Origin of the sequence: Pseudomonas sp. SJZ103 (assembly GCF_007828335.1) — a bacterium.
In the GTDB taxonomy this organism is placed as follows: domain Bacteria; phylum Pseudomonadota; class Gammaproteobacteria; order Pseudomonadales; family Pseudomonadaceae; genus Aquipseudomonas.
The window spans coordinates 788085-813504 of sequence record NZ_VIUN01000001.1 but is presented as its reverse complement, the minus strand read 5'-3'; the positions used below and the strand labels follow the sequence as shown (position 1 = coordinate 813504).

The following is a 25420-nucleotide window of genomic DNA, read 5'->3' as shown; positions in this document are numbered from 1 at the left end:
CCACAACAGTGGCCTCTCGTTTCTATTTCAAACTTGAACACTTCATGGGTTCAATTTGGAACGGCCCGAGGCGGCATTCAGGCATTAACGCTGCTACGTATTTACACTCAACTCAATTAGGTAACAATGTGACGAAAGATGAACTGCGCGCGGAACTTGAGCGCCAGGAGCAACGTTACAAGGATGTTTACGGCGGAGAAATCACCACCTACGCCGCCCAACCTGAGCCTGAACGCAAACCATGGCGCAAGCGAGCCAGCCTGCTCGACCAGGCATTTGCCCAGGAAATCCAAAAGATTGAACAGGAACGCAAAGCCGAAGAGCCATAAGCGCTTCGGGTTTATCCCAGGGTCCTGGCTGGAATGCTGTCACTTAGCCAGCTTCCAGTCGGCCTAAATCTCACGATCACCTGTAAAATTTCATACAAATGTTTCAGGTATGACGATTTTGTGACAAAACCCTGTCTTTTCCGCCCTGCGCTTTATAAATCAAAGACTTGCCAAAGGCCCGAAAACCCTGGGATCGCCAGCTTTCGCCCATGCCGATTCAATGAAGATTGTTACCGATGAGCAGCTAGTGCATCGATTACCGAGGTTTTCTGGCATAATCGCGCCCCCTTACGACCGGGTCAGAAAACCTTCATGATCGATTTATTCAGCGGACTGGATGCTTGGGTTCTCGTGAGCCTGTTGCTCGCCCTGGCCTTTGTCCTCGCCTTCGAGTTCATCAATGGCTTTCATGACACCGCTAACGCGGTGGCCACAGTCATCTATACCAAAGCCATGCCGCCGCATCTGGCCGTGTTCTTCTCCGGGGTGTTCAATTTCCTCGGCGTGTTGCTCGGCGGTGTCGGTGTCGCCTACGCCATCGTGCACTTGCTGCCCGTGGAGTTGCTGATCAATGTGAACACCGGCCATGGTTTGGCCATGGTCTTCTCGTTGTTAGCTGCGGCGATCACCTGGAACCTGGGCACCTGGTACTTCGGTATCCCCGCCTCCAGCTCCCACACACTGATCGGTTCGATCCTTGGTGTCGGCCTGGCCAATGCCCTGATCAACGACATCCCCCTGGCTGACGGTGTGAACTGGCAGAAGGCCGTCGATATCGGCGCATCCCTGGTGTTCTCGCCGATGGCCGGCTTCCTGGTCGCAGCCCTGGTGCTGCTCGGCCTGAAATGGTGGCGTCCGCTGTCAAAGATGCACAAGACCCCGGACCAGCGCCGCAAGCTTGATGACAAGAAGCACCCGCCGTTCTGGAACCGCCTGGTCCTGGTGATTTCGGCCATGGCCGTGAGTTTCGTTCACGGCTCCAACGATGGCCAGAAAGGCATCGGCCTGATCATGCTGGTGTTGATCGGTATTGTGCCGGCGCAGTTCGTACTTGACCTGGGCAGCACCACCTACCAGATCGAGCGTACCCGCGATGCGACCGTGCATTTGAGCCAGTTCTACCAGCGTAACAACGATACGCTTGGCGAATTCCTGGCCCTGGGTAAAAGTGTGAAGGACGATCTGCCGGGCAAATTCCAGTGCAATCCGCAGCAGACCGAGCCCACCATCAACGCACTCGTGAGTACGTTGAAGGGTGTCTCCGACTACCACTCGTTGACCTCCGATCAGCGTATCGAAGTACGCCGCTACCTGCTGTGCCTGGACGACACCGCGAAAAAAGTCGGCAAGCTGCCGGGCCTGGAAGCGCGTGAGAAGTCCGACCTCGACAAGCTGCGCAAAGACCTGACCGCCACCACCGAGTACGCGCCGTTCTGGGTGATCCTCGCGGTCGCACTGGCCCTGGGCCTGGGCACCATGGTGGGTTGGAAGCGTGTGGTACTGACGATCGGTGAGAAGATCGGCAAGCAGGGCATGACCTACGCCCAGGGCATGTCGGCACAGATCACCACCGCCACGATGATTGGCTTTGCCAATATCTTCGCCCTGCCGGTCTCCACGACCCACGTACTGTCTTCCGGCGTGGCGGGCACCATGGTTGCCAACAAGAGCGGCCTGCAAGGTGGCACGGTCAAGACCATCCTGATGGCTTGGGTGTTGACGCTGCCTGCGACCGTAGGCCTCTCGGCAGGCTTGTTCTGGCTGGCCTCCAAGGCACTGGGCAACTGATAGCCAGGCGCTGAAAAAAAGGTGCGGCCTCTGTGAGGACCGCACCTTTTTTTATGGATATGAATTAACCGAGATCATTAAATACCAGGCAAAAAAAAAGGCGACCGAAGTCGCCCAAAATGCCTTGCGTGCTCATGTAACCCGGAAAGACCTAAGGTTTTTTACGCTTGTTCGCGTCTTTCCAGATAAAAAATCCAAACCCTACAAAAAACAGCACCATGAGGCCTACAGTCAGCACTCCGGCGAATACCACATTGTCGATAAACATGACCGGCCTCCTGCACTTGCCTTGTTGCGATAGGGCTAAGTTAATGGAGAAGGCGGATTGAAAAATTGACAGGGATCAATGTTGCCCGCGACGGGGCGTAAAGCAGGGTAATAACTGACCTGCATCAATAGATGCAGGCCGTTTTAACGCTTTTTGGGTTTGTTCTTTGATTTTTTCTTGGCTTTACCTAAAGGCATCGCCTGTTCAAACGCCTGGCGCACTTCATTCAGGCGCTTGTCATTCAGGTCATGCACCCGCTTGGCGCGTTCGGCGTTCAGGTCGATCAGCTTGTCGTCATCACTCATGGCTTGGCTTACGTCGTGGCGAGTAAGGCTCAATAATGCGGACTCCTGCGCCCGACGGCAAATCAACCCGCGACAAATGGCAGGCCGTCGCCCAAAATCGGCACTTTTCACCCCTCCAGGAAGCGCATTCAGGTGGCACTGCATAAGGATCTTCCGCCGTTGCTGGCCCTGCGCGCCTTTGAAGCCGTGGCCCGACACTTGAGCTTTATCAAGGCCGCGCAGGAATTGTCCGTGACCCAGAGCGCCCTGAGCCATCAGGTGCAAAAGCTCGAACAGCATCTGGGTAAACCGCTGTTTATCCGACGCACCCGTGCGATCGATCTGACTGCAGACGGCCAGCGATACTACGATGAAATCCGTCCAGCCCTTGACGCCATTGCCATCGCGACCCGCGCCCAACGGGTGCTGCCCAGCGCCACGGTGTTACGTGTCGGCCTGCTGGCGTCTTTTGCCACCCTGTGGTTGGCGCCGCGCCTGGCCGGTTTTCTCAACCGCTATCCGCATATCCAGGTGGAGTTGCTGCCGGCGATTCAATTGGCCAACGTCGCAGGTGCCGAAGTCGACCTGGCCATTCGCTACGGCAAAGGCGACTGGCCCGACGTGCAGGCCACGCGGCTGATGCCGGAGGTGATCTCACCGGTGTGCAGCCCGGCATTCAAGGCCAGCCACCTGCACAACGGTGCGCTGTTGATGGCGACTTCGCACCGGCCTTTTGAGTGGACGGATTGGTCTCGGCATTATCAAGTCGACCTCAAGCACCATCCTCGCGTCATGCTCCACGACTACAACATCGTGGTCGAAGCCGCTGTGGCCGGCCAGGGCATCGCCATGGGCCGTCATCGCCTGATCCAACGCAGGCTCAATGACGGCAGCCTGGTGGAAGCCTTCGATTGGCCGCCCTATCACAGTGAAATAGGCTACTGGTTGATTGCACCGCAAGACACTGCCAATGACGCCGCGCGCTGTTTCAGCGAGTGGTTGAAGGAGATCTGCAGCGACGCGTGAGTTATTTCGATACGTCGCATGAGATCTATCCGTTTGTCGACAATCCCCCCTGCCCCACATGCTGAAACCTCCAGACCCAAGAGGATTCACCATGAGCGACTCCCTCCGCCACCGCGTGCAAGCCCTTGGCCTGACGCTGCCGTCCCCCAGCCAGCCGATTGCCAACTACATCAACCATGTGGTCAGCCAGAACCAGCTGTTTATCTCCGGGCAAATCCCGCTGATAGACGGCAAGCCCGCCTATGTCGGCCGCCTGGGCGAATCCCTCAGCGAGGAAGAAGGTGTCCAGGCGGCGGAGCTGGCCGCATTGAGCTTGCTCGCGCAATTGAGCGACGCCCTGGGCGATGACCTGTCGCGCCTGGTGCGCATCCTGCGCCTGGGGGTGTTTATCGCCAGCAGCGGCGACTTCCAGCGCCAGGGCGCGGTGGCCAATGGAGCCTCCAACCTGCTGGTGAATGCCCTCGGCGAAAAGGGCCGTCATGTGCGCACGGCAGTGGGTGTTTCCAGCCTACCGGCCGGCGTGGCGGTGGAGGTTGACGCGATTTTCGAGTTGCAACCGTGAGCCCGCTTGAAGTGCAACATCTGCGTGAGGGCACACCCGGCTGCCAATCGGGCATCGTGCACTTCAACCCTGCCGGCGCCTCATTACCAAGCCAGGCGACCCTCGACGCCATCATCGACCAACTGCAACGCGAAGCCCGTGACGGCCCGATGGAAGCCGGCGAATATGGCGCCGTGCTGGTGGAAAAAGCCCGCCGCGCGGCCGCGCAGTTGCTCAACGCGCCCACCCCGTCGATTGCCTTTGCCAGCAGCGGCTCGACCGCCTGGAGCATGGCGTTCCAGGCCTTGGACCCTTGGCAGCCGGGCGATCGCATTCTGGTAGGGCGCCACGAATGGGGCGGCAATCTGGCGAGCATGCAGTTGGCGGTGCAAGCCGGCGCGCGGGTGGAGGTCATCCCGTGCGATGCCACCGGCGCGGTTTGCCCCGTGGCATTGGACGCCATGATCGACCCGAACGTAAAACTGATCGACCTCACCTGGCTCCCCGCCAACGGCGGCCTGATCAACCCCGCCCAGGCCATCGGCGAAGTGGCCAGGCGTCATGGGATCGCCTACTTTATCGACGCCGGCCAAGCCGTCGGCCAGGTGCCGGTGGATGTGCAGGCGTTGCAGTGCGATGTGCTCAAAGCGGCCGGTCGCAAGCACCTGCGCGGGCCACGGGGCACGGCACTGCTGTACGTGCGGCCGGATTTCCTCCAGCACTTGAAACCGGCCCAACGCGACGTGTTTTCCGCCCCCTGGGCCGCCGATGGTTTCGACCTGCGCAACGACGCCCGGCGCTTTGAAACCAGCGAGGCGTCGTTTGCCCTGTTGGCGGGCTTGGGCAATGCGCTGCAGGAGATGAATCAATTGGGGATCGAGCGGGTGTGGGAAAGGGTCACGCAAACCAGTAGGCGAATCCGCGAAGCATTGCGTGAGATTACGGGTATTTCCCTGCATGACCTGGGCACGGTTCAATCAGGCTTGATCGCCTTCAACCTCGCCGGTTGGGACGCCTTCGAGCTCAAACGGCGATTGGGGTTGAAGCGGATCAATATTGGCGCTAACGGCGTGGCCTACACCCCGTTGGATATGCAGGCCCGTGGCCTGACCAGCATTGCGCGGATCTCCGTCAGCCCGCTCAACAACGATGACGACATCGCGTTGCTGATGACGGCCCTGCGGGAACTGCGGGGCTAAACCTCCACGTCCACCCACAAGCCCTGGCGCGGCGCGTCTTCGATCAGCGGCACAACCGGTACGGTGTTGTCGGCATTGAGCAGGTCGCCCGGGATCGCCAAGTGTTGATCCGGGTCTTCATCGGCTTCGCGCCGGCGTTTCTGCTGTTCCTGCTGGCGGCGTTGTTCCTCGCGCAGCAAAAAGGTCGACTGCTCAGCATCGCCCTTTTTCAGGTCGATGGTGCTTTCGTTGGAGCCCGCTTGCACAGGGACCACGGGCGGAATATCGGGTTTCTGGCGGACCGGGTCGAGTTGCGACGTAACCGGTACGACGCTGACGGGCAGCATAGGTGGAAGCATAATAGTTGTTCTCCTGTCAGCAGGCTGTCGGCGGGCCGCGTGGCGACTTGAGCGCAGGTTCGTCAACCTGTGACCCAGTCGACACTCACAAGTGCCCGCCACCCGTCGATTCTGCGCTCACCCGGCCACTCAAACGGCGTAGTTTTTGTCAGAGTCCTTGGGCGTGGGGCCTTGTTCCGTTAAGATAGTCGGCTTTTTCACGGCGGGAGTCAGGCAGCATGGCGCAGCAGTATCAACCGGGGCAACGCTGGATTAGTGACAGCGAAGCAGAGCTGGGGTTAGGCACCGTTCTGGCACAGGACGGCCGCTTATTGACCGTGCTCTATCCGGCCACTGGCGACACCCGCCAGTATGCGCTACGGAATGCGCCCCTCACCCGCGTGAGGTTCTCGCCGGGTGACTCCATCACCCATTTCGAAGGCTGGAAAATGACCGTACAGGAAGTCGACGACGTCGACGGCCTGCTGGTCTACCACGGCCTCAATGGGCAGAACGAGCAGGTCACCCTGCCGGAAACCCAGCTCTCCAACTTTATCCAGTTCCGCCTGGCCAGCGACCGTCTGTTCGCCGGGCAGATCGACCCGCTGGCCTGGTTCTCGCTGCGCTATCACACCCTGGAACACACCAGCCGCCAATTGCAATCCTCGCTGTGGGGCCTGGGTGGCGTGCGTGCGCAACCTATTGCCCACCAATTGCATATCGCCCGTGAAGTCGCTGACCGTATCGCGCCACGGGTTTTGCTGGCGGACGAAGTGGGCCTGGGCAAGACCATCGAAGCCGGCCTGGTGATCCATCGCCAACTGCTCTCGGGCCGTGCCAACCGCGTACTGATCCTGGTACCGGAAAACCTGCAGCACCAATGGCTGGTGGAAATGCGCCGCCGCTTCAACCTGCAAGTGGCGCTGTTCGATGAAGAACGCTTTATCGAAAGCGATGCCGCCAATCCGTTCGAAGACACCCAACTGGCCCTGGTCGCGCTGGAATGGCTGGTGGACGATGAGAAAGCCCAGGACGCGCTGTTCGCCGCCGGCTGGGACCTGATGGTGGTCGATGAAGCCCACCACTTGGTGTGGCATGAAGACAAAGCCAGCCCGGAATACAGCCTGGTCGAACAACTCGCCGAGGTCATCCCGGGCGTGTTGCTGCTCACCGCCACCCCGGAACAACTGGGCCAGGACAGCCACTTCGCGCGCCTGCGCCTGCTGGACCCCAACCGTTTCCACGACCTGCACGCCTTCCGCGCCGAAAGCGAGAACTATCGCCCGGTGGCCGAAGCCGTGCAGGAGCTGCTCGACAAGGGCCGCCTCTCCCCCGCCGCGCACAAGACTATCCAGGGCTTCCTCGGCAACGAAGGCGAAGCGCTGCTGACCGCCGTCAACGATGGCGACGCCGAAGCCAGCGCACGCCTGGTGCGCGAACTGCTCGACCGCCACGGCACCGGCCGCGTGCTGTTCCGTAACACCCGTGCCGCCGTGCAGGGCTTCCCGGAGCGTAAGCTGCACGCCTACCCGCTGCCGAACCCGGACGAATACCTCGAGTTGCCCCTGGGCGAACACGCCGAGCTGTACCCGGAAGTCAGCTTCCAGTCGCAACCGGACATCGACGAAGAAAACCGCTGGTGGCGCTTCGACCCGCGCGTCGAGTGGCTGATCGACCAGTTGAAAATGCTCAAGCGCACCAAGGTCCTGGTGATCTGCGCCCACGCCGAAACCGCCATGGACCTGGAAGACGCCTTGCGCGTTCGCTCCGGCATCCCGGCCACGGTGTTCCACGAGGGCATGAACATCCTCGAGCGTGACCGCGCCGCCGCCTACTTCGCCGATGAAGAATTCGGCGCCCAGGTGCTGATCTGCTCGGAAATCGGCAGTGAAGGCCGCAACTTCCAGTTCTCCCACCACCTGGTGCTGTTCGACCTGCCGTCCCACCCCGACCTGCTGGAACAGCGGATCGGCCGTCTGGACCGGATCGGCCAGAAGCATGTGATCGAACTGCACGTGCCGTACCTGGAAACCAGCCCGCAACAGCGCCTGTTCCAGTGGTACCACGAAGCGCTGAACGCGTTCCTCAACACCTGCCCGACCGGCAACGCCTTGCAGCATCAGTTCGGCCCGCGCCTGCTGCCACTGCTGGAAAATGCCGACGACAGCGAGTGGCAAGCCCTGATCGACGAGGCCCGTGCCGAGCGCGAGCGTCTGGAGCAGGAACTGCACACCGGCCGCGACCGCTTGCTGGAGCTCAACTCCGGCGGCGCCGGCGAAGGCGATGCGCTGGTGGAGGACATCCTCGAGCAGGACGACCAGTTCGCCCTGCCGATCTACATGGAAACCCTGTTCGACGCATTCGGCATCGACAGCGAAGACCATTCGGAAAACGCGCTGATCCTCAAGCCAAGCGAGAAGATGCTCGACGCCAGCTTCCCCCTGGGCGACGACGAAGGCGTGACCATCACCTACGACCGTAACCAGGCGCTGTCCCGTGAAGACATGCAGTTCATCACCTGGGAACACCCGATGGTGCAGGGCGGCATGGACCTGGTGCTGTCCGGCTCCATGGGTAACACTGCCGTGGCGCTGATCAAGAACAAGGCGCTCAAGCCAGGCACCGTGTTGCTGGAACTGCTTTACGTCAGCGAAGTGGTCGCGCCGCGCGCGCTGCAATTGGGCCGCTACCTGCCGCCGGCGGCACTGCGCTGCCTGCTGGATGCCAATGGCAACGACCTGTCCGGCCGCGTCTCGTTCGAAACCTTGAACGACCAGCTGGAAAGCGTGCCACGGGCCAGCGCCAACAAGTTCGTGCAGGCCCAGCGCGATCAACTCACACCGCGGATCAACGCCGGTGAAGAGAAGATCACGCCGCGTCACGCCGAACGTGTGGCCGAAGCCAAACGTCGCCTGGCGGCAGACACCGACGAAGAACTGGCGCGCCTGACCGCGTTGCAAGCGGTCAACCCGACCGTACGCGACAGCGAGTTGGTCGCCCTGCGCAACCAACGCGAGCAAGGCCTGGCCATGCTCGACAAGGCTGCGCTGCGACTGGAAGCCATTCGGGTGTTGGTAGCGGGTTGATTACCGCCCTGCCCTGTTGAATAGAGGCCCGCGCAATGCGGGCCTTTTTTATTCACTTGAGAACAGCTTTGGCTTTGCGGGCCTCATCGGGGGCAAGCCCCCTCCCACATTGATCAGTGCTCGACATGACAACTCGGTCAACTGTGGGAGGGGGCTTGTCCCGGCACAGTCACCGCGGTTTCAAGCCGTCGCTGCCGCAGCCGGCACCTCAACAGCCACCAATCCCTCCTTCATCCGCTTGGCATCACGCACAAAACTGCGTGACGCCTGGAACAGAAACAACATGGTCAGGAACAGCGCCACCGGAATCAGGTACATGGCGTCGTGCAAGCCCACTGCCTTGTAAGCCTCAGTCATCTGCTCCGCCCCCGCCGCATACATCGCCGCATGGGCAAAATGGTCGGACAGCCCGCCCACCACAATCGGCCCCATGCCTCCGCCCAGCAAGTACAAGCCGGCAAAGAACAACGCCATCGCCGTAGCCCGCAGGCGCGGCTCGACCACGTCCTGGATCGCCGTGTACACACAGGTGTAGAAGTTATACGCAAACAACCAGCCCACACTGAACAGCGCCACAAACACACCGATCTCGATGCGCCCGGCATGCAAGGCCCAGGCGGTGGTGACGGTGGAGATGATCAGGCTGCACGCCGCAAACAGCAGTCGGCCATTGGCAACGCGCTGATGGATCTTGTCGGCAATCCAGCCACCCAAGGTCAGGCCCACCAGGCCGGTCAACCCGACAATGACGCCAGTGGCGACCGCCGCGTCCTGCAGTGGCATGAGGAAATAGCGCTGCAGCATCGGCACCAGGAATGAATTGCACGCGTAGGTGGCGAAGTTGAAGCACAACCCGGCCAGCACCAGCCACAGGAAGGTCGGCACGGCCAGCACGCGGCGGATCGGGCGGTCGACGCGCTCCTGGGAGACTTGTACGGCTTCGGCGGCGCCGCGCTTGGGTTCCTTGATATAGAACATGAACACCGCAAGGATCAGCCCCGGCACGGCGGCGATAAAGAATGGCGCGCGCCAGCTGTCGAACGCCTTGACCATCCAGCCGATGGTGAAGAACGCCAGCAACAGGCCCAAAGGCAGGCCCAACATGAAAATCCCCATGGCCCGGGCACGACGGTGTGCCGGGAACAGGTCGCCAATCAGCGAGTTGGCAGCCGGCGCATAGCTGGCTTCACCGATACCGATGCCCATGCGCACCAGCAAAAACGTCCAGAAACTGCCAACCAGGCCGTTGACCGCTGTCAGCCCGCTCCACGCGAACAGGCCCCAGCCCATCAGCTTGCTGCGCGAGCCGGTATCGGCCAGACGCCCCAGCGGCAGGCCGGCAATGGCGTAGACGATGGTAAAGGCGGTGCCGATGATGCCGAGCTGGAAGTCGCTCAGGTGCCATTCCATGCGGATCGGCTCGATGATGATCGCCGGAATGGTGCGGTCGAAGAAGTTGAACAGGTTGGCGAGGAACAGCAGGAACAGAATGCGCCAGGCATTCGCCGCTTGGGTCGAGTTCTGCATGGGTCCGTCTCTTTTATTGTTATGAGAGCTGCGATGCCCGATGCATCCCGCCCGGAACCTGCAACATAGTCAGGCGAGCCGTGGTTGTCTGTAATGATTCGTAAAGCTGATAGGGCATGATTTCACCCGTCACTACGGGACTTTGCCGACAAAAATATAAGTGCATGCCCCCCTTCCCAACGGCCATGACCCGATTAGAATGGCGAGCCTTCCCGAACCACTCTCCCCTTACCTTTCTTAATCGAAGACGCCCATGTCCGAAGCCAGTCCGTGTCTGAATTGCGGTGCCTGCTGTTCACACTTTCGTGTGTCTTTCTTCTGGGGTGAGTGCGCCTCCTCGGGGGGCACTGTGCCCGATGACCTGGTGGTGCAGATCAACCCCACCCGCGTGGCCATGATCGGCACCGACCAGAAACCCGCACGCTGCTGCAGCCTGGAGGGCAACGTGGGCCAGGCCACCAGTTGCTCAATTTATGAGCAGCGCTCCAGTGTGTGCCGCGAGTTCGATTCGTCCTGGAGCCAAGGCGTGCAGAACGTCGACTGCGATGCCGCCCGCGCAGCATTTGGCCTCGCCCCCTTGGAGCAACCTTTCGAACTGATCCTGCCCCTCAGCGCTTAGCATTAAACGCTATTAACGACATGCCAAAATCATAGCGAGCAAAATGCCATTATCGATGGCGAATCCCGCGAGGCTTCTATACTCGACCTCATAGGTCATCGCCTGAGGCTGTGACGTGACGCTATGACGGGACATGCTATGGAATGGCTAGGTCTGCACTTTTTTACCGACCTCCCCGCGAACGGGCACTTATTACTCAATTGCAGTCATAACCCGTTCCTGGTGCTGCTGGCCTATCTGGTCGCCTGTGCGGCAGGTTTCGGCACCCTGGATATGGCCGAACGAGTCGGCAATGTCGAAGCCCCCACCCCTCGCCGCCACTGGCGCTGGCTGGGGGCCGGTTGCCTGGCAGGTGGTATCTGGTCCACTCACTTCATCAGCATGCTGGCTTTCCAGGCCCCCATCGCAGTTCACTACGAACTGTTCATGACGTTCGCCTCGCTGATCATCGCCCTGATCGCTTCGCTGTTCGCCATGCAAACCCTCAGTCACAACCACCTGCGGTTTAACCAATACCTGCTGGCATCGGTATGGATGGGTATCGGCATTGCCTTGATGCATTACGTCGGCATGTCGGCCATGCGCTCCCAAGCCCAGGCGTATTTCGAGTCGGGACTGCTCCTCGCCTCGGTGGGCATCGCCATTGGCGCCAGCCTCGCCGCATTGCTGCTGTCGAGCTACCTGCGCACCGGCGCCGGGGTCTTCCATCAACTGCTCAAATACGCCGCAAGCCTGATATTGGGCGCGGGCATTATCAGCATGCACTTTACCGGCATGGCCGCCATGCAACTGATAGTCCCCACGGGGGCCGACCTCTCATTACCGCTGGATAACAACCCCATCCAGCTGGGCCTGTCGGTCGCCGTGATCACCCTGCTGGTGATCGGCAGCAGCATCAGCGCCGCGCTGGCGGACAAGAAGCTGCAGCACAAGGAGCGCGACCTGCGTCGGGTCAACGCGCTGCTCAGCGAACTGGACCAGGCGCGCGCCTCCCTGCAACAGGTGGCCCATTACGACGCACTGACCAGCCTGCTTAATCGACGGGGTTTCAATCAGATTTTCGCGGAAAAGATCGCCGAAAAAACGGCTTCAAACGGCATGATGGCAGTTATTTTCCTCGATATAGATCACTTCAAGCGCATCAACGACAGCCTCGGCCATGACGCCGGGGATCAATTGCTCACCGTTCTCGCCAGCCATATCAAAGGCTCTGTGCGCAGCCATGCGGACGTGGTCGCCCGGTTTGGCGGCGATGAGTTCTGCATCCTGATCAGCGTTCATCACCGCGACGAAGCGCGACACCTGGCCCAGCGCATCATGCAGAAGATGAAGGATCCGATCGAACTGGCCGGTCGCCGTATGGTGATGACCACCAGTATCGGCATCAGCCTGTTTCCCGAGGATGGCCTGACCTGCGAAGAGCTGCTGAAAACCGCCGACCTGGCGCTGTACCAATCCAAGGATACGGGACGCAACAGCCTGAACTTCTTCAGCTCCAACCTGAAGACCCGAGCCTTCCTCGAACTGCAACTGGAAGAGGAGCTGCGCAGCGCCCTGCGTGCCCAGAACCAACTGGTGCTGTTCTACCAACCGATCTTTGACATGAAGCTGGGCAAGGTCACGCGCCTGGAGGCCCTGGTGCGCTGGCAGCATCCGCAACAGGGGCTGCTGGCCCCCGACCGGTTTATCGGGATTGCCGAAAGCAATGGGCTGATCGCCGAACTCGACCATTGGGTCTTGCGCCAGGCCTGCCATGACTTGAGCCTGCTCTCCGACCGAGGCTATACCGAACTGACCATGGCGGTGAATTGCTCGGCCCTGAACCTGGCCCGCGACGAAATGGCGGATGAGATCGAAAACGCGCTGCGCTTCAGCGGGATCGGCGCCAACCGCCTGGAGCTGGAAGTCACCGAAAATGCCTTGATGGGCAATATCAGCAGCACCCTGGCGCTGCTGCGGCAAATCCGCGCGCTGGGCGTGTCGCTGGCTATCGACGACTTCGGCACCGGCTACTCCTCCCTCGCCTACCTCAAGCGCCTGCCGCTCAACACCCTGAAGATCGATCGCTCGTTTATCCAGGATATTCCCAAGTCGACCGCCGACATCGAGATCGTCCAGGCGATTATCGGCATGGCCCATACCCTGCACCTGCAGGTGGTGACCGAAGGTGTGGAAACCCAGGCCCAGTTCGAATTGTTGCTCAAACATGGCTGTGATTTCGTCCAGGGCTACCTGTTGAGCCCGGCGGTCCCCGCCAGTGAAATAATTGGCGCAATGCAAGGTATCGACATACGCAATCCGCTCTACCCATTCAGCGTGGCGGGCACCAAGGACACCCGCCCGGGGAAAGAGTCCTCCCCTGGCCGCTCCGGATCCACCTCTATCGTCCGGCCAATTCGCTGACGTCGAATCTTTGGCATTTCGCCATCACTTACCTAAAGATCGCCGACGAACGGCCGATTCATTAGAGTCCGGCCAGGTTTTTCCTGAGCACACTGGGTAAGCCTGATCGTACCGGACAAGGACGCACTGTAAAGTCGCGAACTCCCATTCTGCGATGGCTATTTGATACTTTTTCAGCCATCCGCCCAGGTACATGGCGCACAATGACTTCTAAAAATAACTCTGGCACCGTGGTATCCGATGTGTTGCTCCCAGCTCCTGCGGAAAAGCCCTCAGGTTCAAAGTCATTGAGCACCGCACGCCCGCTGGCCACCCAGCAATACCTGTACTTCACCGAAACCAATACCGACCGCATCCTCGATAACCTCGACGGCCTGCGCGACATGGTGTTTCCGCGACCGCCTCACCTGGAAGGCGACAGCGAGCAGCACAGCGAGCAGGAATTCCCCTCGGTCTGCCTGATCGGCCTGGGCCGCTGCGGTTCGAACATCGCGCTGGACGTAGCGGAGTTGGTGTACAACGCGCGCAAGTTCTACCTCAACGAATTCAGCACTGAAGATAAATCCTTGGATAAGGGCTACAGCCCGGCCCAGTGGATTCGCAACAACCTGCGCCTGGGCGGCGGCAAGGCCAGCAAGCCGGTGTTCCTGGTGGAACCGCTGGTGATGCTGGGCGACCTGGACAAGGACATCGCCGGGCGTATCCGTTTCTCGCGCAAGGGCGAAAAAAGCGGCTTTCTGCGCGACTACAGCAAGATGAAAATCATGGACCTCTCCGAAGTCCATGCCGGTGGCGCCGGTAACGCGCCGATCCTCGGCCAGTACCTGGCCAAGATCATCCTCAACAAAGACACCCAGCGCTTTTCCAGCCCCGACTGGAAGATGATCCATTCGTACCTGATCGATTCCTGCGGCATCAAGGCCAATCAGTCGCGCCTGTACTTCTCGATCTTCAGCGCCGGCGGCGGTACCGGTTCGGGCATGGCCTCGGAATTCGGCCTGGCGCAGCAGCATTCGTACATGAACAAGACGTTCGACACCAAGCCCGCCGACGAGCACGACAGCAAGAGCGGCCACGCTTTCGTCTTCGAGCCGATCTTCACCAGCGGCATTTGTGTGCTGCCGAACATCTCCGACCACCGCAGCGAAATGTCCGAGGCACTGCACATCAACGCCGGACGCTTGCTGTGCAAATACCTTTCGGAAGAATGGGACTTCTCGTACAACTTCGACAATGAAGACAGCAGCGAAGCCAGCGTGAAGGGGCGTATCCGCCCGTGGAACGCGATGATGCTGATCTCCAACGACATCATGCGTTACGCCGAAGAGAGCGATGACGGCAATATCCAGAACATTGACGTCAATGCCATGGAAAAACACGCCAACCAGTACATCTCCCAGCAAATCTTCAACATCCTCACCGCCCAGGCCGTGACTACCGACTACGACCAGAACTACTTCCGTCGCGCCGGCATCGACATCGGCGAAACCATCCGCCTGGACGCCAATGACCTGTTCATGAGCCTGGCCGGGCCGGTGGCGATTGCCTACGCCGAATCCGTCGTACCGGAAACCCCGGCGCCGTCAAATGACAAGTTCAAAGTCTTCGAGAAAGAGCCCCAGCGCCTGAACATCGACGACCTGTTCTTCCGCTCCATCGACCTGCCGCATTTCAACAAGGTCACCCAGGCCATCGAAGGCATCAGCCTGTTGCCGATCGAGTCCAAGCGCTACAGGGCGTCCCTGGAGCAGTACAAGAACTCAGGCTACGACGCGGCGGCGCTGCACGACCTGCACTTCTTCAAGAACTGCTCGTCGGTGGTGTCCATCGTTTCGCTGCCCAAGGACTACAAGCTGTCCTACATGGACCTGAACCGGCTCAAGACCCACCTCAACAGCCTGTTCCCCAACACCACCCTCAAGCGCTATGCCCTGGTGATCGGCGCGTCGGCCAACCTGTCGCTGACCACCCTGATCGCCAAGAGCCCGTGCCTGTCGGATGACTTCCTGACACTGATCGTGGCCTTCATCAAGCGGTGCTTCGCGCGCAACCCGTATCGCTTCGACGACACGCTGGATAACTCGATCCTGGATTTCATCATCCACGAGGACTTCGACGAAGACCGCATCGACGAACTGCTCAACGAGTTTGAAAACCCGGCGAAGATCCTCGATACCAATTGGTACGCGATCAAGCCGATGTATGAGAAGAAGTACCGCGAGTTGATCAACGACAAAGAGAAGTTCGTGTCGATCAATGACATTCGCCTGTCACGGGATTGCGTGAAGAAGGCGATCAAGTACCTGCGCGAGATCTACCGTCATCGCATTGGCAAGACCAAGGTTATTTCGTTGAATAACCATACCGGCAAGACCGCGTAAGCGTTTATGGCGAGGGAGATTGCTCCCTCGCCACGGTCCCTTAACACCCGGAAACAATTCCCACGACCTTTCGACCCGCGCAAAACTGTTCCCGTGACGTGCACGTCACCTTCGTGCTGTGATCTTTCTCCACGGCAAGATGCCATTACTGCGTCGGCGGTTACTCCAATACACACTTCGACGAGCAAAAAACACGCACATCTTTAGTGCATAAATTTCTTACGACGCCCTTTCCTGGATCAGTATCCAGGGCGAAACCACCACCGCCCACAAGTTCGGATCACGCTCCACCAAGTCCAATGCCCGCGTCGCAGACACTTCGCCCAGACTGCCGGAAGCCAGCCAGGCAGCGACTTTATCGCGGTTGTCTTCGGCCATTGCCTCTGCGGCCTCGATCAAATCCAGATCAGTATCGACCCACAATAGGGCACCCTTGGCAAAGAACGGTTCAAGCTCCTTCCAGGAAATTTCGGCGGTTTCACCGAGCAGCTTGGCATAGAGGGTGCTAGGTTCTTGCGTCATGGGAGTTCACCTGAGAAAAAATCGACGCAATCATAACGTCGTGCCTTTCCTATAAAAAGCCAGGTAGAAAAACCCAGTTGCAAATGAGTCATCGATAGAAAGTGTCAGGAAAGCCAAGGATTGCCCGATACTCTGGCATCAACCCGCCGCAATTCTGTCTTTTTCTTTCATTTAAGCGACACGCCCGGGTTTTGCCCCCAGCAGCCAGCTTTTCAAGCGATCAACCGGCGCTCTACACTGTACCGGTACAGTTGCCAGGGCACTGCCGGGGGATATCCGAGATATCTGATCCGGTTCTACAGCTCACAAGGCCGCTAGAACTATAAAAAATACAACAGTAAGAGTGGAGCACTATGAATAAGGCTACTAAGCAGATTTCCAAACTGTTTGCCGCTATGGTCCTGGCTGGGGTTGCCGGCCATTCGTTCGCAGCTGACACCATCAAGATCGGCATCGCCGGTCCAAAGACTGGTCCTGTAACGCAATACGGCGACATGCAATTCATGGGTGCCAAGCAGGCCATCGCCGACATCAACGCCAAGGGCGGCGTCGACGGCAAAATGCTCGAAGCCAAGGAATACGACGACGCCTGCGATCCTAAACAAGCCGTGGCCGTTGCCAACAAAGTGGTCAACGACGGCGTCAAGTTCGTGGTCGGTCACCTCTGCTCCAGCTCCACTCAGCCAGCGTCCGATATCTATGAAGACGAAGGCGTAATCATGATTACCCCGGCGGCCACCAGCCCGGAAATCACCGCCCGTGGCTACAAGCTGATCTTCCGCACCATCGGCCTGGACAGCGCCCAGGGCCCAGCGGCCGGCAACTACATCGCTGACCACGTGAAGCCGAAAATCGTTGCCGTCCTGCACGACAAGCAGCAATACGGTGAAGGTATCGCCACCGCCGTCAAACAGACCCTCGAGAAGAAAGGCGTGAAGGTTGCCGTCTTCGAAGGCCTGAACGCCGGCGACAAAGACTTCTCCTCGATCATCCAGAAGCTCAAGCAAGCCAACGTCGACTTCGTCTACTACGGCGGCTACCACCCGGAGCTGGGGCTGATCCTGCGCCAGTCCAAGGAAAAAGGCCTGAACGCCAAGTTCATGGGTCCAGAGGGCGTCGGCAACGATTCCATCTCGCAAATCGCCCAGGGCGCTTCCGAAGGCCTGCTGGTGACCTTGCCTAAATCCTTCGATACCGACCCGGCCAACAAAGCCATCGTTGACGAGTTCGCCAAGAACAAGCAGGACCCAACCGGTCCGTTCGTGTTCCCGGCCTACTCGGCCATTGAAGTCATCGCCGGCGGCATTACTGCTGCCAAGAGCGAAGACACCGCCAAAGTGGCTGCCGCCATCCACGCGGGCACCTTCAAGACCCCTACCGGCGAGCTGAGCTTCGACGCCAAGGGCGACCTGAAGGACTTCAAGTTCGTGGTCTACGAATGGCACTTCGGCAAACCAAAAACCGAAGTTTCCCCTCAGTAAGCCAGGCGTTACTGGTCCAACAAGCCCACTGTGAGAGCAGTGGGTTTTGTTTTACGAGGTTTATGGGCCTGTCACCCGCGATCCGGGCGCTGGCTCACCTGAAAATCTTAAAACCGTCACCAGCGGTTCGCTGGCAAACGCTTTGTGCAAATGTGCTCACAGAACACAGCACGGGGCCGGAACATGACTCCACCAGTGAAATGCGTATCGGGTTTTTAGGAGCGCTGTAATGCCTGAGATCTATCATTTTTTCCAACAGCTGGTTAATGGCCTGACCATTGGCAGCACCTATGCCTTGATAGCCATTGGCTACACAATGGTTTACGGCATCATTGGAATGATTAACTTCGCCCATGGCGAGGTATACATGATTGGTTCCTACGTGGCCTTCATCGCCCTTGCCGGGCTGGCCATGATGGGTATCCACTCCCTGCCGCTGTTGATGACCGCCGCGTTCCTTGCGTCGATCGTCGTAACCAGTGCTTATGGCTACAGTATCGAGCGCGTTGCCTACCGTCCCTTGCGTGGCAGCAACCGTTTGATCCCGCTGATTTCCGCCATCGGCATGTCGATTTTCCTGCAGAACACCGTATTGCTGTCCCAGGACTCCAAGGATAAATCCATCCCCAACCTGATCCCGGGGAGCTTCTCCTTCGGTCCGGGCGGTGCGGAAGAAGTGCTGATTTCCTACATGCAGATCCTGGTCTTCGTCGTCACCCTGGTGGCCATGCTGGGCCTGACGCTGTTCATCTCCCGCTCCCGTCTGGGGCGCGCCTGCCGGGCCTGCGCCGAAGACATCAAGATGGCCAACCTGTTGGGCATCAACACCAACAACATCATCGCCCTGACCTTCGTGATCGGTGCCGCACTGGCAGCCGTCGCGGCGGTACTGCTGAGCATGCAGTACGGCGTGATCAACCCCAACGCCGGTTTCCTGGTAGGCCTCAAGGCCTTTACCGCAGCGGTATTGGGCGGCATCGGCAGTATTCCGGGCGCGATGCTCGGCGGTCTGGTGCTGGGGGTGGCCGAGGCGTTTGGTGCCGATATTTTCGGCGACCAATACAAGGACGTCGTGGCGTTCGGCCTGTTGGTCCTGGTGCTGTTGTTCCGTCCGACCGGCATCCTGGGCCGTCCGGAGGTTGAGAAAGTATGAGCAGATATCTTAAATCGGCGTTTTTCAGCGCCTTGCTGGTGTGGGCAGTGGCCTTCCCGGTACTCGGCCTCAAGCTGAGCATTGTCGGCATCAACCTGGAAGTGCATGGCACCGGTCCCGTGACCCTGACCATCATCGCCCTGTGTTCGGTGCTGATGTTCCTGCGCGTGCTGTTCACCCAGCAGGTCGGCGCTCTGTTCAAGCGCAACCGTGGCCCGTTGGTCTCGCCCAAGGTCAGCCAATTCCTGACCCTGCCGCGCACCCAGCGCTACATCATCATCGGCCTGATCGTGGCCGCGCTGATCTGGCCGTTCTTCGGCTCGCGCGGTGCGGTCGACATCGCCACCCTGATCCTGATCTACGTGTTGCTGGGCCTGGGCCTGAACATCGTGGTGGGCCTCGCCGGCCTGCTCGACCTGGGTTATGTGGGCTTCTACGCCGTGGGTGCCTACACCTATGCGCTGCTCTCGCACTACCTGGGCTGGAGCTTCTGGATCTGCCTGCCGCTGGCCGGCATGGCGGCGGCCACGTTCGGCTTCCTGCTGGGCTTCCCGGTGTTGCGCCTGCGCGGTGACTACCTGGCCATCGTGACCCTGGGCTTCGGAGAAATCATTCGTCTGTTCCTGCGCAACCTGACCGACATCACCGGTGGCCCCAACGGCATCAGCAGCATTCCCAAGCCGACCTTCTTCGGACTGTCGTTCGACCGCACCGCTGCCGAAGGCATGCAGACCTTCCACGAGTACTTCGGGATTGCCTACAACCCGGTGAGCAAAGTGGTGTTCCTGTACCTGGTGGCGCTGTTGCTGGCACTGGCGGCACTGTTCGTGATCAACCGCTTGCTGCGCATGCCCATCGGCCGTGCCTGGGAAGCGTTGCGCGAAGATGAAATCGCCTGCCGTGCCCTGGGCCTGAACCCGACCATCATCAAGCTCTCGGCCTTTACCCTGGGTGCCGCGTTCGCCGGTTTTGCCGGCAGCTTCTTCGCCGCTCGCCAAGGCCTGGTGACCCCGGAGTCGTTCACCTTTATCGAGTCGGCGATCATCCTCGCCATCGTGGTATTGGGCGGCATGGGCTCGCAACTGGGCGTGATCCTGGCGGCGATCGTGATGATCCTGCTGCCGGAAATGATGCGTGAGTTCAGCGAATACCGCATGTTGATGTTCGGCGCCATGATGGTGCTGATGATGATCTGGCGACCTCAAGGCCTGCTGCCCATGCAACGTCCACACATGGAGCTGCGCAAATGAGCCGCGAGATCCTGAAAGTCGAAAACTTGAGCATGCGCTTCGGCGGTTTGCTGGCGGTCAACGGCGTGGCCCTGACCGTGAAAGAGAAACAGGTGGTTGCACTGATCGGCCCCAACGGCGCCGGCAAGACCACGGTGTTCAACTGCCTCACCGGTTTCTACAAACCGAGCGGTGGCAGCATCCTGCTGGACGGCCAGCCGATCCAGGGCCTGGCCGGTCACGAAATCGCTCGCAAGGGCGTGGTGCGGACCTTCCAGAACGTGCGGTTGTTCAAGGACATGACGGCGGTCGAGAACCTGCTGATCGCCCAGCATCGTCACCTGAACACCAACTTCTTTGCAGGCCTGTTCAAGACCCCGGCGTTTCGCAAGAGCGAGCGCGAGGCCATGGAATATGCGGAGTACTGGCTGGACAAGGTCAACCTCACCGAGTTCGCCAACCGCCCCGCCGGCACCCTGGCCTATGGTCAGCAACGTCGCCTGGAAATCGCCCGCTGCATGATGACCCGCCCGCGGATCCTGATGCTCGACGAACCGGCCGCCGGCCTGAACCCCAAGGAAACCGAAGACCTCAAGGCGCTGATCGGCGTGTTGCGTGAGGAAAACAACGCCACGGTGCTGTTGATCGAACACGACATGAAACTGGTCATGAGCATTTCCGACCATATCGTGGTGATCAACCAGGGCACGCCGCTGGCGGACGGGACGCCGGAGCAGATCCGCGGCAATCCTGAAGTGATCAAAGCCTATCTGGGGGAAGCGTAAAATGCTGCAATTCGAAAACGTTTCCACTTTCTACGGCAAGATCCAGGCCTTGCACAACGTCAACGTGGAAGTGCGCCAGGGTGAGATCGTCACGCTGATCGGCGCCAACGGCGCCGGCAAGTCGACCTTGCTGATGACCTTGTGCGGCTCGCCGCAGGCCCACAGCGGCAGCATCCGCTACATGGGTGAAGAGCTGGTGGGCCAGCAGTCATCGCACATCATGCGCAAGAGCATTGCCGTGGTGCCGGAAGGCCGCCGGGTGTTCTCACGCCTGACCGTGGAGGAAAACCTGGCCATGGGCGGGTTCTTCACCGACAAGGGCGACTACCAGGAGCAGATGGACAAGGTGCTGCACCTGTTCCCTCGTCTCAAGGAGCGCTTCAGCCAGCGCGGCGGCACCATGTCCGGCGGCGAGCAGCAAATGCTCGCCATCGGCAGGGCGCTGATGAGCAAGCCCAAGCTGTTGCTGTTGGACGAACCGTCCCTGGGCCTGGCACCGATCATCATCCAGCAGATCTTCGACATCATCGAACAGCTGCGCAAGGACGGTGTAACGGTGTTCCTCGTGGAGCAGAACGCCAACCAGGCGTTGAAAATCGCCGACCGCGCCTACGTGCTGGAAAACGGCCGGGTGGTGATGCAGGGCACTGGCGAGCAGTTGCTGACCGACCCGAAGGTACGTGAGGCGTACTTGGGCGGTTAACACCCGGTTGCGGCACGAACCGGATCTCAATGTGGGAGGGGGCTTGCCCCCGATGGCGGTACATCAGTCACATGCTCTGTGCCTGACACCCTGCCATCGGGAGCAAGCTCCCTCCCACATTTTTTTGCATTGTTTGAAATTATTTAGTCTGGCCTTGTAACGAACATCCTCCTCCCGCCTCTAGTGGTGCAAGCAGGCATTCAAGCCCGCTCCTCAACCTACTGCTGGAGATCCACCATGACGACCAAACTGTCCGCCGCTTCCCTCGTCCTCGCCCTGAGTTCGGCCTTGAGCCTCTCCGCCCTGACCACCAGCGCCCACGCTGCCGACGACATGCAGAAGTGCTTCGGCGTCGCTGAAGCCGGCAAGAACGATTGCGCCGCCGGTGCCGGCACGTCCTGCGCCGGCACCTCGAAGACCAAGGATCAGGCCAACGCCTGGAAACTTGTCCCGGCCGGCACCTGCACCCAAACCCCAAGCTCCACCTCGCCGACCGGTTTCGGCCAGGAAGCCGCCTTCACCGCCAAGTCCTGAAACCCTGCCTCGCCTGAGTACGGATGATGACGCTTTCACGCCTGCCCACAGTCTCACCGGTTCAGGTGCCCGGCCTCCCCTGTCGGGCTGGGCTGGGGCTGAAGCACGAGCACTTCCAGGAAGTGCTCGATACTTCCCCCGACATCGGTTTTTTTGAAGTGCACGCCGAAAACTACATGGTGGCCGGCGGCCCGTTTCATCACTACCTGGGGTTGATTCGCGAACGTTACCCCCTGTCGTTGCACGGCGTGGGCCTGTCCATCGGTGGCGAAGGCCCGCTCAACCGTGAGCACCTGGGGCGCTTGGCCGTACTGATCGAACGCTACCAACCCCACTCATTTTCCGAACACCTGGCCTGGTCCAGCCACGGCCCGGCGTTTCTCAACGACCTGCTGCCCCTGGCTTATGACGCCGCCACCTTGAGTCGGGTATGCGAGCACGTCGACCAGGTACAGTGCGCTCTCAAGCGGCCGATGCTGCTGGAGAACCCATCGACCTACCTGCAGTTCCAACGCTCCACCCTGGACGAGACCGACTTCATCGGCGAGATCATCCGCCGCACCGGCTGCGGCCTGCTGTTGGACGTGAACAACGTCTACGTGTCATGCATCAACCACCAGCGCGACCCTCTGGTCTACATCAACGCCTTACCGTTGCGCGCCGTGGGTGAGATTCATCTGGCCGGCTTCGCCGAAGACACCGACAGCCTGGGCGATCGCCTGCTGATCGATGACCACGGCGCGCCCATCGATAACGCAGTGTGGCTGCTATACGAACACGTGCTCGCGCTGATGGGCCCGGTCGCAACACTGATCGAGCGCGACAACCAAGTGCCGGCCTTCAGTGCGTTGTACGCGGAGGCCCAACACGCTGAACGGTATTTATCGCAGGTCCACCCATGAGCCTTCACGACGCCTTTGCCAGCGCCTTGCTGGCGCCCGACCAGCCTTGCCCCCACGGCCTGTTCAGCAGCAACGGGGCCGATCCGGCCAGTCGTTTTGCGGTGTATCGCAACAATGTTCACAGTTCGTTGATCAAGGCGTTGGCAACGGCTTATCCCGTAACGGCGCGATTGGTAGGCGATGATTTTTTCCGCGCCATGGCTGGCATTTTCGTACAGGCATACCCGCCTGCCAGCCCGCTGATCAGCGAGTACGGCAGCACATTCGCCGACTTTATCCAGGGGTTTGAACCGGCCGCCAGCGTGCCTTACCTGGCCGATGTGGCCCGATTGGAACGCTTGCGGGTTCGCGCTTATCACGCAGCGGATACAACCTTGGTAGATCCGCAAACCGTACTGCAGCAACTGAAAGTCCAAGCGACGCTGGGGGCGCTGCATCTGCAACTGCACCCGTCCGTTGGCACATTGAACTCCGCCTACGCAGTGGTTGCGGTATGGGCGGCACACCAGACCGAGGGCGCCCTGGCCACCCTGGATCCCTGGCATGCCCAAGGCGCGCTGGTGTTGCGCCAAGGGTTGAATGTCAAGGTCTTCGCCATCGACGGCGGCTCGGTCGCCTTTATCAATAGCCTGAAACGCGGCTCGGCGCTGGAAATGGCCGTCGCAAATGCCCTCGAGGCCAGCGCCGAGTTCGACCTGCACCAATGCCTCACGCTGCTGATCAACCACAACGCCCTCACTCATCTGCTCCCAGAACAACAGGTATCGCCATGAGCACTTCCGATTCGTGCCTGATCAAACAGGCCATCGCACTTTTCGAGAAAATCCCGTACAGCCTGCTCGCGTTTATTGCGCGCTTCTCCATTGCGGCAGTGTTCTGGAAATCCGGGCAAACCAAGGTCGAAGGCATTGCCATTGACCTGATCAACGGCACGTTCGAACTTGGTATCCCCAGACTCGCCGCCTCGACATTGCCGCTGTTTCGCAGTGAATACCATGTGCCGTTGCTGTCGCCCGAAGTGGCCGCGTACATGGCGGCGTTTGCCGAGCACTTCTTCCCGGTGCTGATCCTGGTGGGCCTGGCCACGCGCTTCTCGGCCCTGGCCTTGATCGGCATGACCCTGGTCATTCAGTTGTTCGTGTACCCGGACGCCTACCCTACCCACGGCACTTGGATTGCGCTGCTGTTGCTGTTGGTCGCCAAAGGGCCGGGCAGCCTGTCCATCGACCACCTGATTGCGCGCCGCTACCGTTAAAGCCGATCCAGTGCCTCGCCGCCGCGCTTGAACCAGTCCACCAGGTAGTCGGCCAATACTTGGGTACGCCTCGGCAGGCCGCCTTGATAAGGATGGACCAGGTACATCGGCATACTCCGCGTCTGGTAATCGCGCAGGAGCCAACGCAATCGACCGTCAGCCAATTCCGTCGGCAGTACGTAGGACGGCAAGCGGGCGATCCCGGCCCCCACCAGGGCAGCCTTCTTCAGCAGGTTGTAATGGTTGGAGGCAAAGGTGCCGCCCACCCTCACCCGCAACAACTCGTGCTGCTGGTGATACAGCCATTCCTCGCGGCCGCTGTAGTGGCTGTTGAGTAAACAGGTGTGCGCCGCAAGATCCCCAGGGGTCAGTGGTTCGCCGTGCTGCTCCAGATAAGCGGGACTGGCACAGGTCATCTCGTGCCAGGCCAGCAGCGGCTTGGCCACCAGACGCTCGTTTTCAATCGCCCCCGAACGCACCCCCAAGTCAAAGCCGTCTCGCGCCAGATCTCGGTAGCTGTTGTTGAGCTCCAGCTCGATCTGCACCTGGGGATAGTGCTTGGAAAACTCCAGCAACAAACCATCGAAGAAGGTTTCCCCTAATGAAACCGGAACCGTCATACGCACAGGCCCGGTCAAATCGTCCTTGAGACGCGCCAATGCCTGACGGGCGCGATCCACCTGCACCACCAGCGCTTGCGCCTGGGGCAACAACGCCGCACCGGCGGCGGTCAGGCTGAGCCTGCGTGTGGTGCGGTGCAACAAGACCACACAGAACTGCGCTTCCAAGTGGCTGATGCGCTTGGACAACTGGCCCTTGCTGCAACCCAGTTGCTCCGCCGCCACGGTAAAACTGCCGGCTTCGATCAATACGGCGAAGGCTGCCAGATCATCCATCTCGCTCATGGACTGTTTCCATTTGAAAACCAAAGGTTGCCTATTAGCACGTTTATCTACTTGAAAAGCCACCCTAGACTTGATGCCTACCCCTACTGTAGGAGAAGGAGCTTGCTCGCGAAAATCGTCAACGATAACGCGGTCAGCCTGGTACACAGCGGCGCTTTTGCGTTTTTCGCGGGCAAGCCCGCT

General features: G+C 60.0%; 24 protein-coding genes. 18 read left to right on the top strand and 6 right to left on the bottom strand.

Annotated features, from left to right (window positions below; translation table 11 throughout):
- The first annotated feature begins 128 nt into the window (after positions 1 to 128).
- Entirely contained in the window at positions 129 to 329 is a 201-nt protein-coding gene (locus FBY10_RS03865) for a hypothetical protein (RefSeq protein ID WP_131697441.1), read from the top strand.
- 312 nt (positions 330 to 641) lie between these two features.
- Positions 642 to 2117 (top strand): inorganic phosphate transporter, encoded by a 1476-nt coding sequence (locus FBY10_RS03860; protein ID WP_131697187.1) that lies wholly within the window; start codon positions 642 to 644, stop codon positions 2115 to 2117.
- 151 nt (positions 2118 to 2268) lie between these two features.
- Here FBY10_RS03860 and ccoM read toward each other — a convergent pair whose 3' ends face one another.
- Positions 2269 to 2385 (bottom strand): cytochrome c oxidase subunit CcoM, encoded by a 117-nt coding sequence (gene ccoM, locus FBY10_RS32000; protein WP_010563588.1) that lies wholly within the window; start codon positions 2383 to 2385, stop codon positions 2269 to 2271.
- Positions 2386 to 2528: 143 nt separating this feature from the next.
- Positions 2529 to 2834, bottom strand: coding sequence for a hypothetical protein (locus FBY10_RS03855; protein WP_145334978.1), 306 nt, complete (start codon positions 2832 to 2834; stop codon positions 2529 to 2531).
- Here FBY10_RS03855 and FBY10_RS03850 point away from each other — a divergent pair.
- From FBY10_RS03850 to FBY10_RS03840, 3 genes are all read left to right on the top strand, one after another.
- Positions 2823 to 3695, top strand: a complete 873-nt coding sequence (locus tag FBY10_RS03850; protein WP_131697189.1) for a LysR substrate-binding domain-containing protein — start codon at positions 2823 to 2825, stop codon at positions 3693 to 3695. The two genes, FBY10_RS03855 and FBY10_RS03850, sit on opposite strands and share 12 nt — an antisense overlap.
- 91 nt (positions 3696 to 3786) lie before the next feature.
- Positions 3787 to 4257, top strand: coding sequence for a RidA family protein (locus tag FBY10_RS03845; protein ID WP_131697190.1), 471 nt, complete (start codon positions 3787 to 3789; stop codon positions 4255 to 4257).
- A complete protein-coding gene (locus FBY10_RS03840; protein WP_131697191.1) occupies positions 4254 to 5435 on the top strand; it encodes an aminotransferase class V-fold PLP-dependent enzyme in 1182 nt (393 codons plus the stop codon). Before FBY10_RS03845 ends, FBY10_RS03840 begins: the two co-directional genes overlap by 4 nt.
- Here the strand turns inward: FBY10_RS03840 and FBY10_RS03835 are convergent.
- Complete coding sequence (locus tag FBY10_RS03835) at positions 5432 to 5773, bottom strand: aspartate-semialdehyde dehydrogenase (RefSeq protein ID WP_065926412.1); 342 nt, start codon at positions 5771 to 5773, stop codon at positions 5432 to 5434. The genes FBY10_RS03840 and FBY10_RS03835 overlap by 4 nt on opposite strands.
- 218 nt (positions 5774 to 5991) lie before the next feature.
- Here FBY10_RS03835 and rapA point away from each other — a divergent pair, with 218 nt between their 5' ends.
- On the top strand, positions 5992 to 8838 hold the full coding sequence (gene rapA, locus FBY10_RS03830) for an RNA polymerase-associated protein RapA (protein ID WP_065926413.1): 2847 nt from the start codon (positions 5992 to 5994) through the stop codon (positions 8836 to 8838).
- A gap of 180 nt (positions 8839 to 9018) precedes the next feature.
- On the opposite strand, the gene FBY10_RS03825 is transcribed toward rapA, so the two are convergent.
- Positions 9019 to 10365 (bottom strand): MFS transporter, encoded by a 1347-nt coding sequence (locus tag FBY10_RS03825; RefSeq protein ID WP_145334980.1) that lies wholly within the window; start codon positions 10363 to 10365, stop codon positions 9019 to 9021.
- 253 nt (positions 10366 to 10618) lie between these two features.
- Here FBY10_RS03825 and FBY10_RS03815 point away from each other — a divergent pair, with 253 nt between their 5' ends.
- The 3 genes from FBY10_RS03815 to FBY10_RS03805 all read left to right on the top strand — a co-directional run bounded on the left by FBY10_RS03815 (position 10619) and on the right by FBY10_RS03805 (position 15768).
- Positions 10619 to 10984, top strand: a complete 366-nt coding sequence (locus tag FBY10_RS03815) for a YkgJ family cysteine cluster protein (RefSeq protein ID WP_131697193.1) — start codon at positions 10619 to 10621, stop codon at positions 10982 to 10984.
- A 138-nt stretch (positions 10985 to 11122) separates the two neighbouring features.
- A complete protein-coding gene (locus FBY10_RS03810) occupies positions 11123 to 13387 on the top strand; it encodes a bifunctional diguanylate cyclase/phosphodiesterase (RefSeq protein ID WP_145334982.1) in 2265 nt (754 codons plus the stop codon).
- Positions 13388 to 13590: 203 nt separating this feature from the next.
- Positions 13591 to 15768, top strand: coding sequence for a hypothetical protein (locus FBY10_RS03805; RefSeq protein ID WP_131697195.1), 2178 nt, complete (start codon positions 13591 to 13593; stop codon positions 15766 to 15768).
- A 219-nt stretch (positions 15769 to 15987) separates the two neighbouring features.
- On the opposite strand, the gene FBY10_RS03800 is transcribed toward FBY10_RS03805, so the two are convergent.
- Positions 15988 to 16290 carry a DUF2288 domain-containing protein gene (locus FBY10_RS03800; protein ID WP_131697196.1) on the bottom strand — a complete coding sequence of 101 codons (303 nt, stop codon included), beginning with the start codon at positions 16288 to 16290 and terminating at the stop codon, positions 15988 to 15990.
- A gap of 353 nt (positions 16291 to 16643) precedes the next feature.
- Between FBY10_RS03800 and FBY10_RS03795 the strand changes: the two genes are divergently transcribed.
- The 9 genes from FBY10_RS03795 to FBY10_RS03755 all read left to right on the top strand — a co-directional run bounded on the left by FBY10_RS03795 (position 16644) and on the right by FBY10_RS03755 (position 24332).
- The gene (locus FBY10_RS03795) at positions 16644 to 17771 is read left to right on the top strand and encodes a branched-chain amino acid ABC transporter substrate-binding protein (protein WP_090408372.1); all 1128 of its coding nucleotides are present in this window, start codon (positions 16644 to 16646) and stop codon (positions 17769 to 17771) included.
- Between the two features lie 229 nt (positions 17772 to 18000).
- On the top strand, positions 18001 to 18924 hold the full coding sequence (gene livH / locus FBY10_RS03790) for a high-affinity branched-chain amino acid ABC transporter permease LivH (protein WP_003172375.1): 924 nt from the start codon (positions 18001 to 18003) through the stop codon (positions 18922 to 18924).
- Positions 18921 to 20174 (top strand): high-affinity branched-chain amino acid ABC transporter permease LivM, encoded by a 1254-nt coding sequence (locus FBY10_RS03785; protein ID WP_131697197.1) that lies wholly within the window; start codon positions 18921 to 18923, stop codon positions 20172 to 20174. Before livH ends, FBY10_RS03785 begins: the two co-directional genes overlap by 4 nt.
- A complete protein-coding gene (livG, locus tag FBY10_RS03780; RefSeq protein WP_131697198.1) occupies positions 20171 to 20938 on the top strand; it encodes a high-affinity branched-chain amino acid ABC transporter ATP-binding protein LivG in 768 nt (255 codons plus the stop codon). Before FBY10_RS03785 ends, livG begins: the two co-directional genes overlap by 4 nt.
- Before the next feature lies 1 nt (position 20939).
- Positions 20940 to 21641 (top strand): ABC transporter ATP-binding protein, encoded by a 702-nt coding sequence (locus FBY10_RS03775; protein ID WP_131697199.1) that lies wholly within the window; start codon positions 20940 to 20942, stop codon positions 21639 to 21641.
- Between the two features lie 237 nt (positions 21642 to 21878).
- Positions 21879 to 22175, top strand: a complete 297-nt coding sequence (locus FBY10_RS03770; protein WP_092356485.1) for a DUF2282 domain-containing protein — start codon at positions 21879 to 21881, stop codon at positions 22173 to 22175.
- A gap of 23 nt (positions 22176 to 22198) precedes the next feature.
- Entirely contained in the window at positions 22199 to 23077 is an 879-nt protein-coding gene (locus FBY10_RS03765) for a DUF692 domain-containing protein (protein WP_131697200.1), read from the top strand.
- Positions 23074 to 23850 carry a DNA-binding domain-containing protein gene (locus tag FBY10_RS03760; RefSeq protein WP_131697201.1) on the top strand — a complete coding sequence of 259 codons (777 nt, stop codon included), beginning with the start codon at positions 23074 to 23076 and terminating at the stop codon, positions 23848 to 23850. The genes FBY10_RS03765 and FBY10_RS03760 overlap by 4 nt, the downstream gene beginning before the upstream one ends.
- Positions 23847 to 24332 (top strand): DoxX family protein, encoded by a 486-nt coding sequence (locus FBY10_RS03755; protein WP_131697202.1) that lies wholly within the window; start codon positions 23847 to 23849, stop codon positions 24330 to 24332. Before FBY10_RS03760 ends, FBY10_RS03755 begins: the two co-directional genes overlap by 4 nt.
- Here FBY10_RS03755 and FBY10_RS03750 read toward each other — a convergent pair.
- The gene (locus FBY10_RS03750) at positions 24329 to 25237 is read right to left on the bottom strand and encodes a LysR family transcriptional regulator (RefSeq protein ID WP_131697203.1); all 909 of its coding nucleotides are present in this window, start codon (positions 25235 to 25237) and stop codon (positions 24329 to 24331) included. The two genes, FBY10_RS03755 and FBY10_RS03750, sit on opposite strands and share 4 nt — an antisense overlap.
- Positions 25238 to 25420 lie beyond the last annotated feature (183 nt).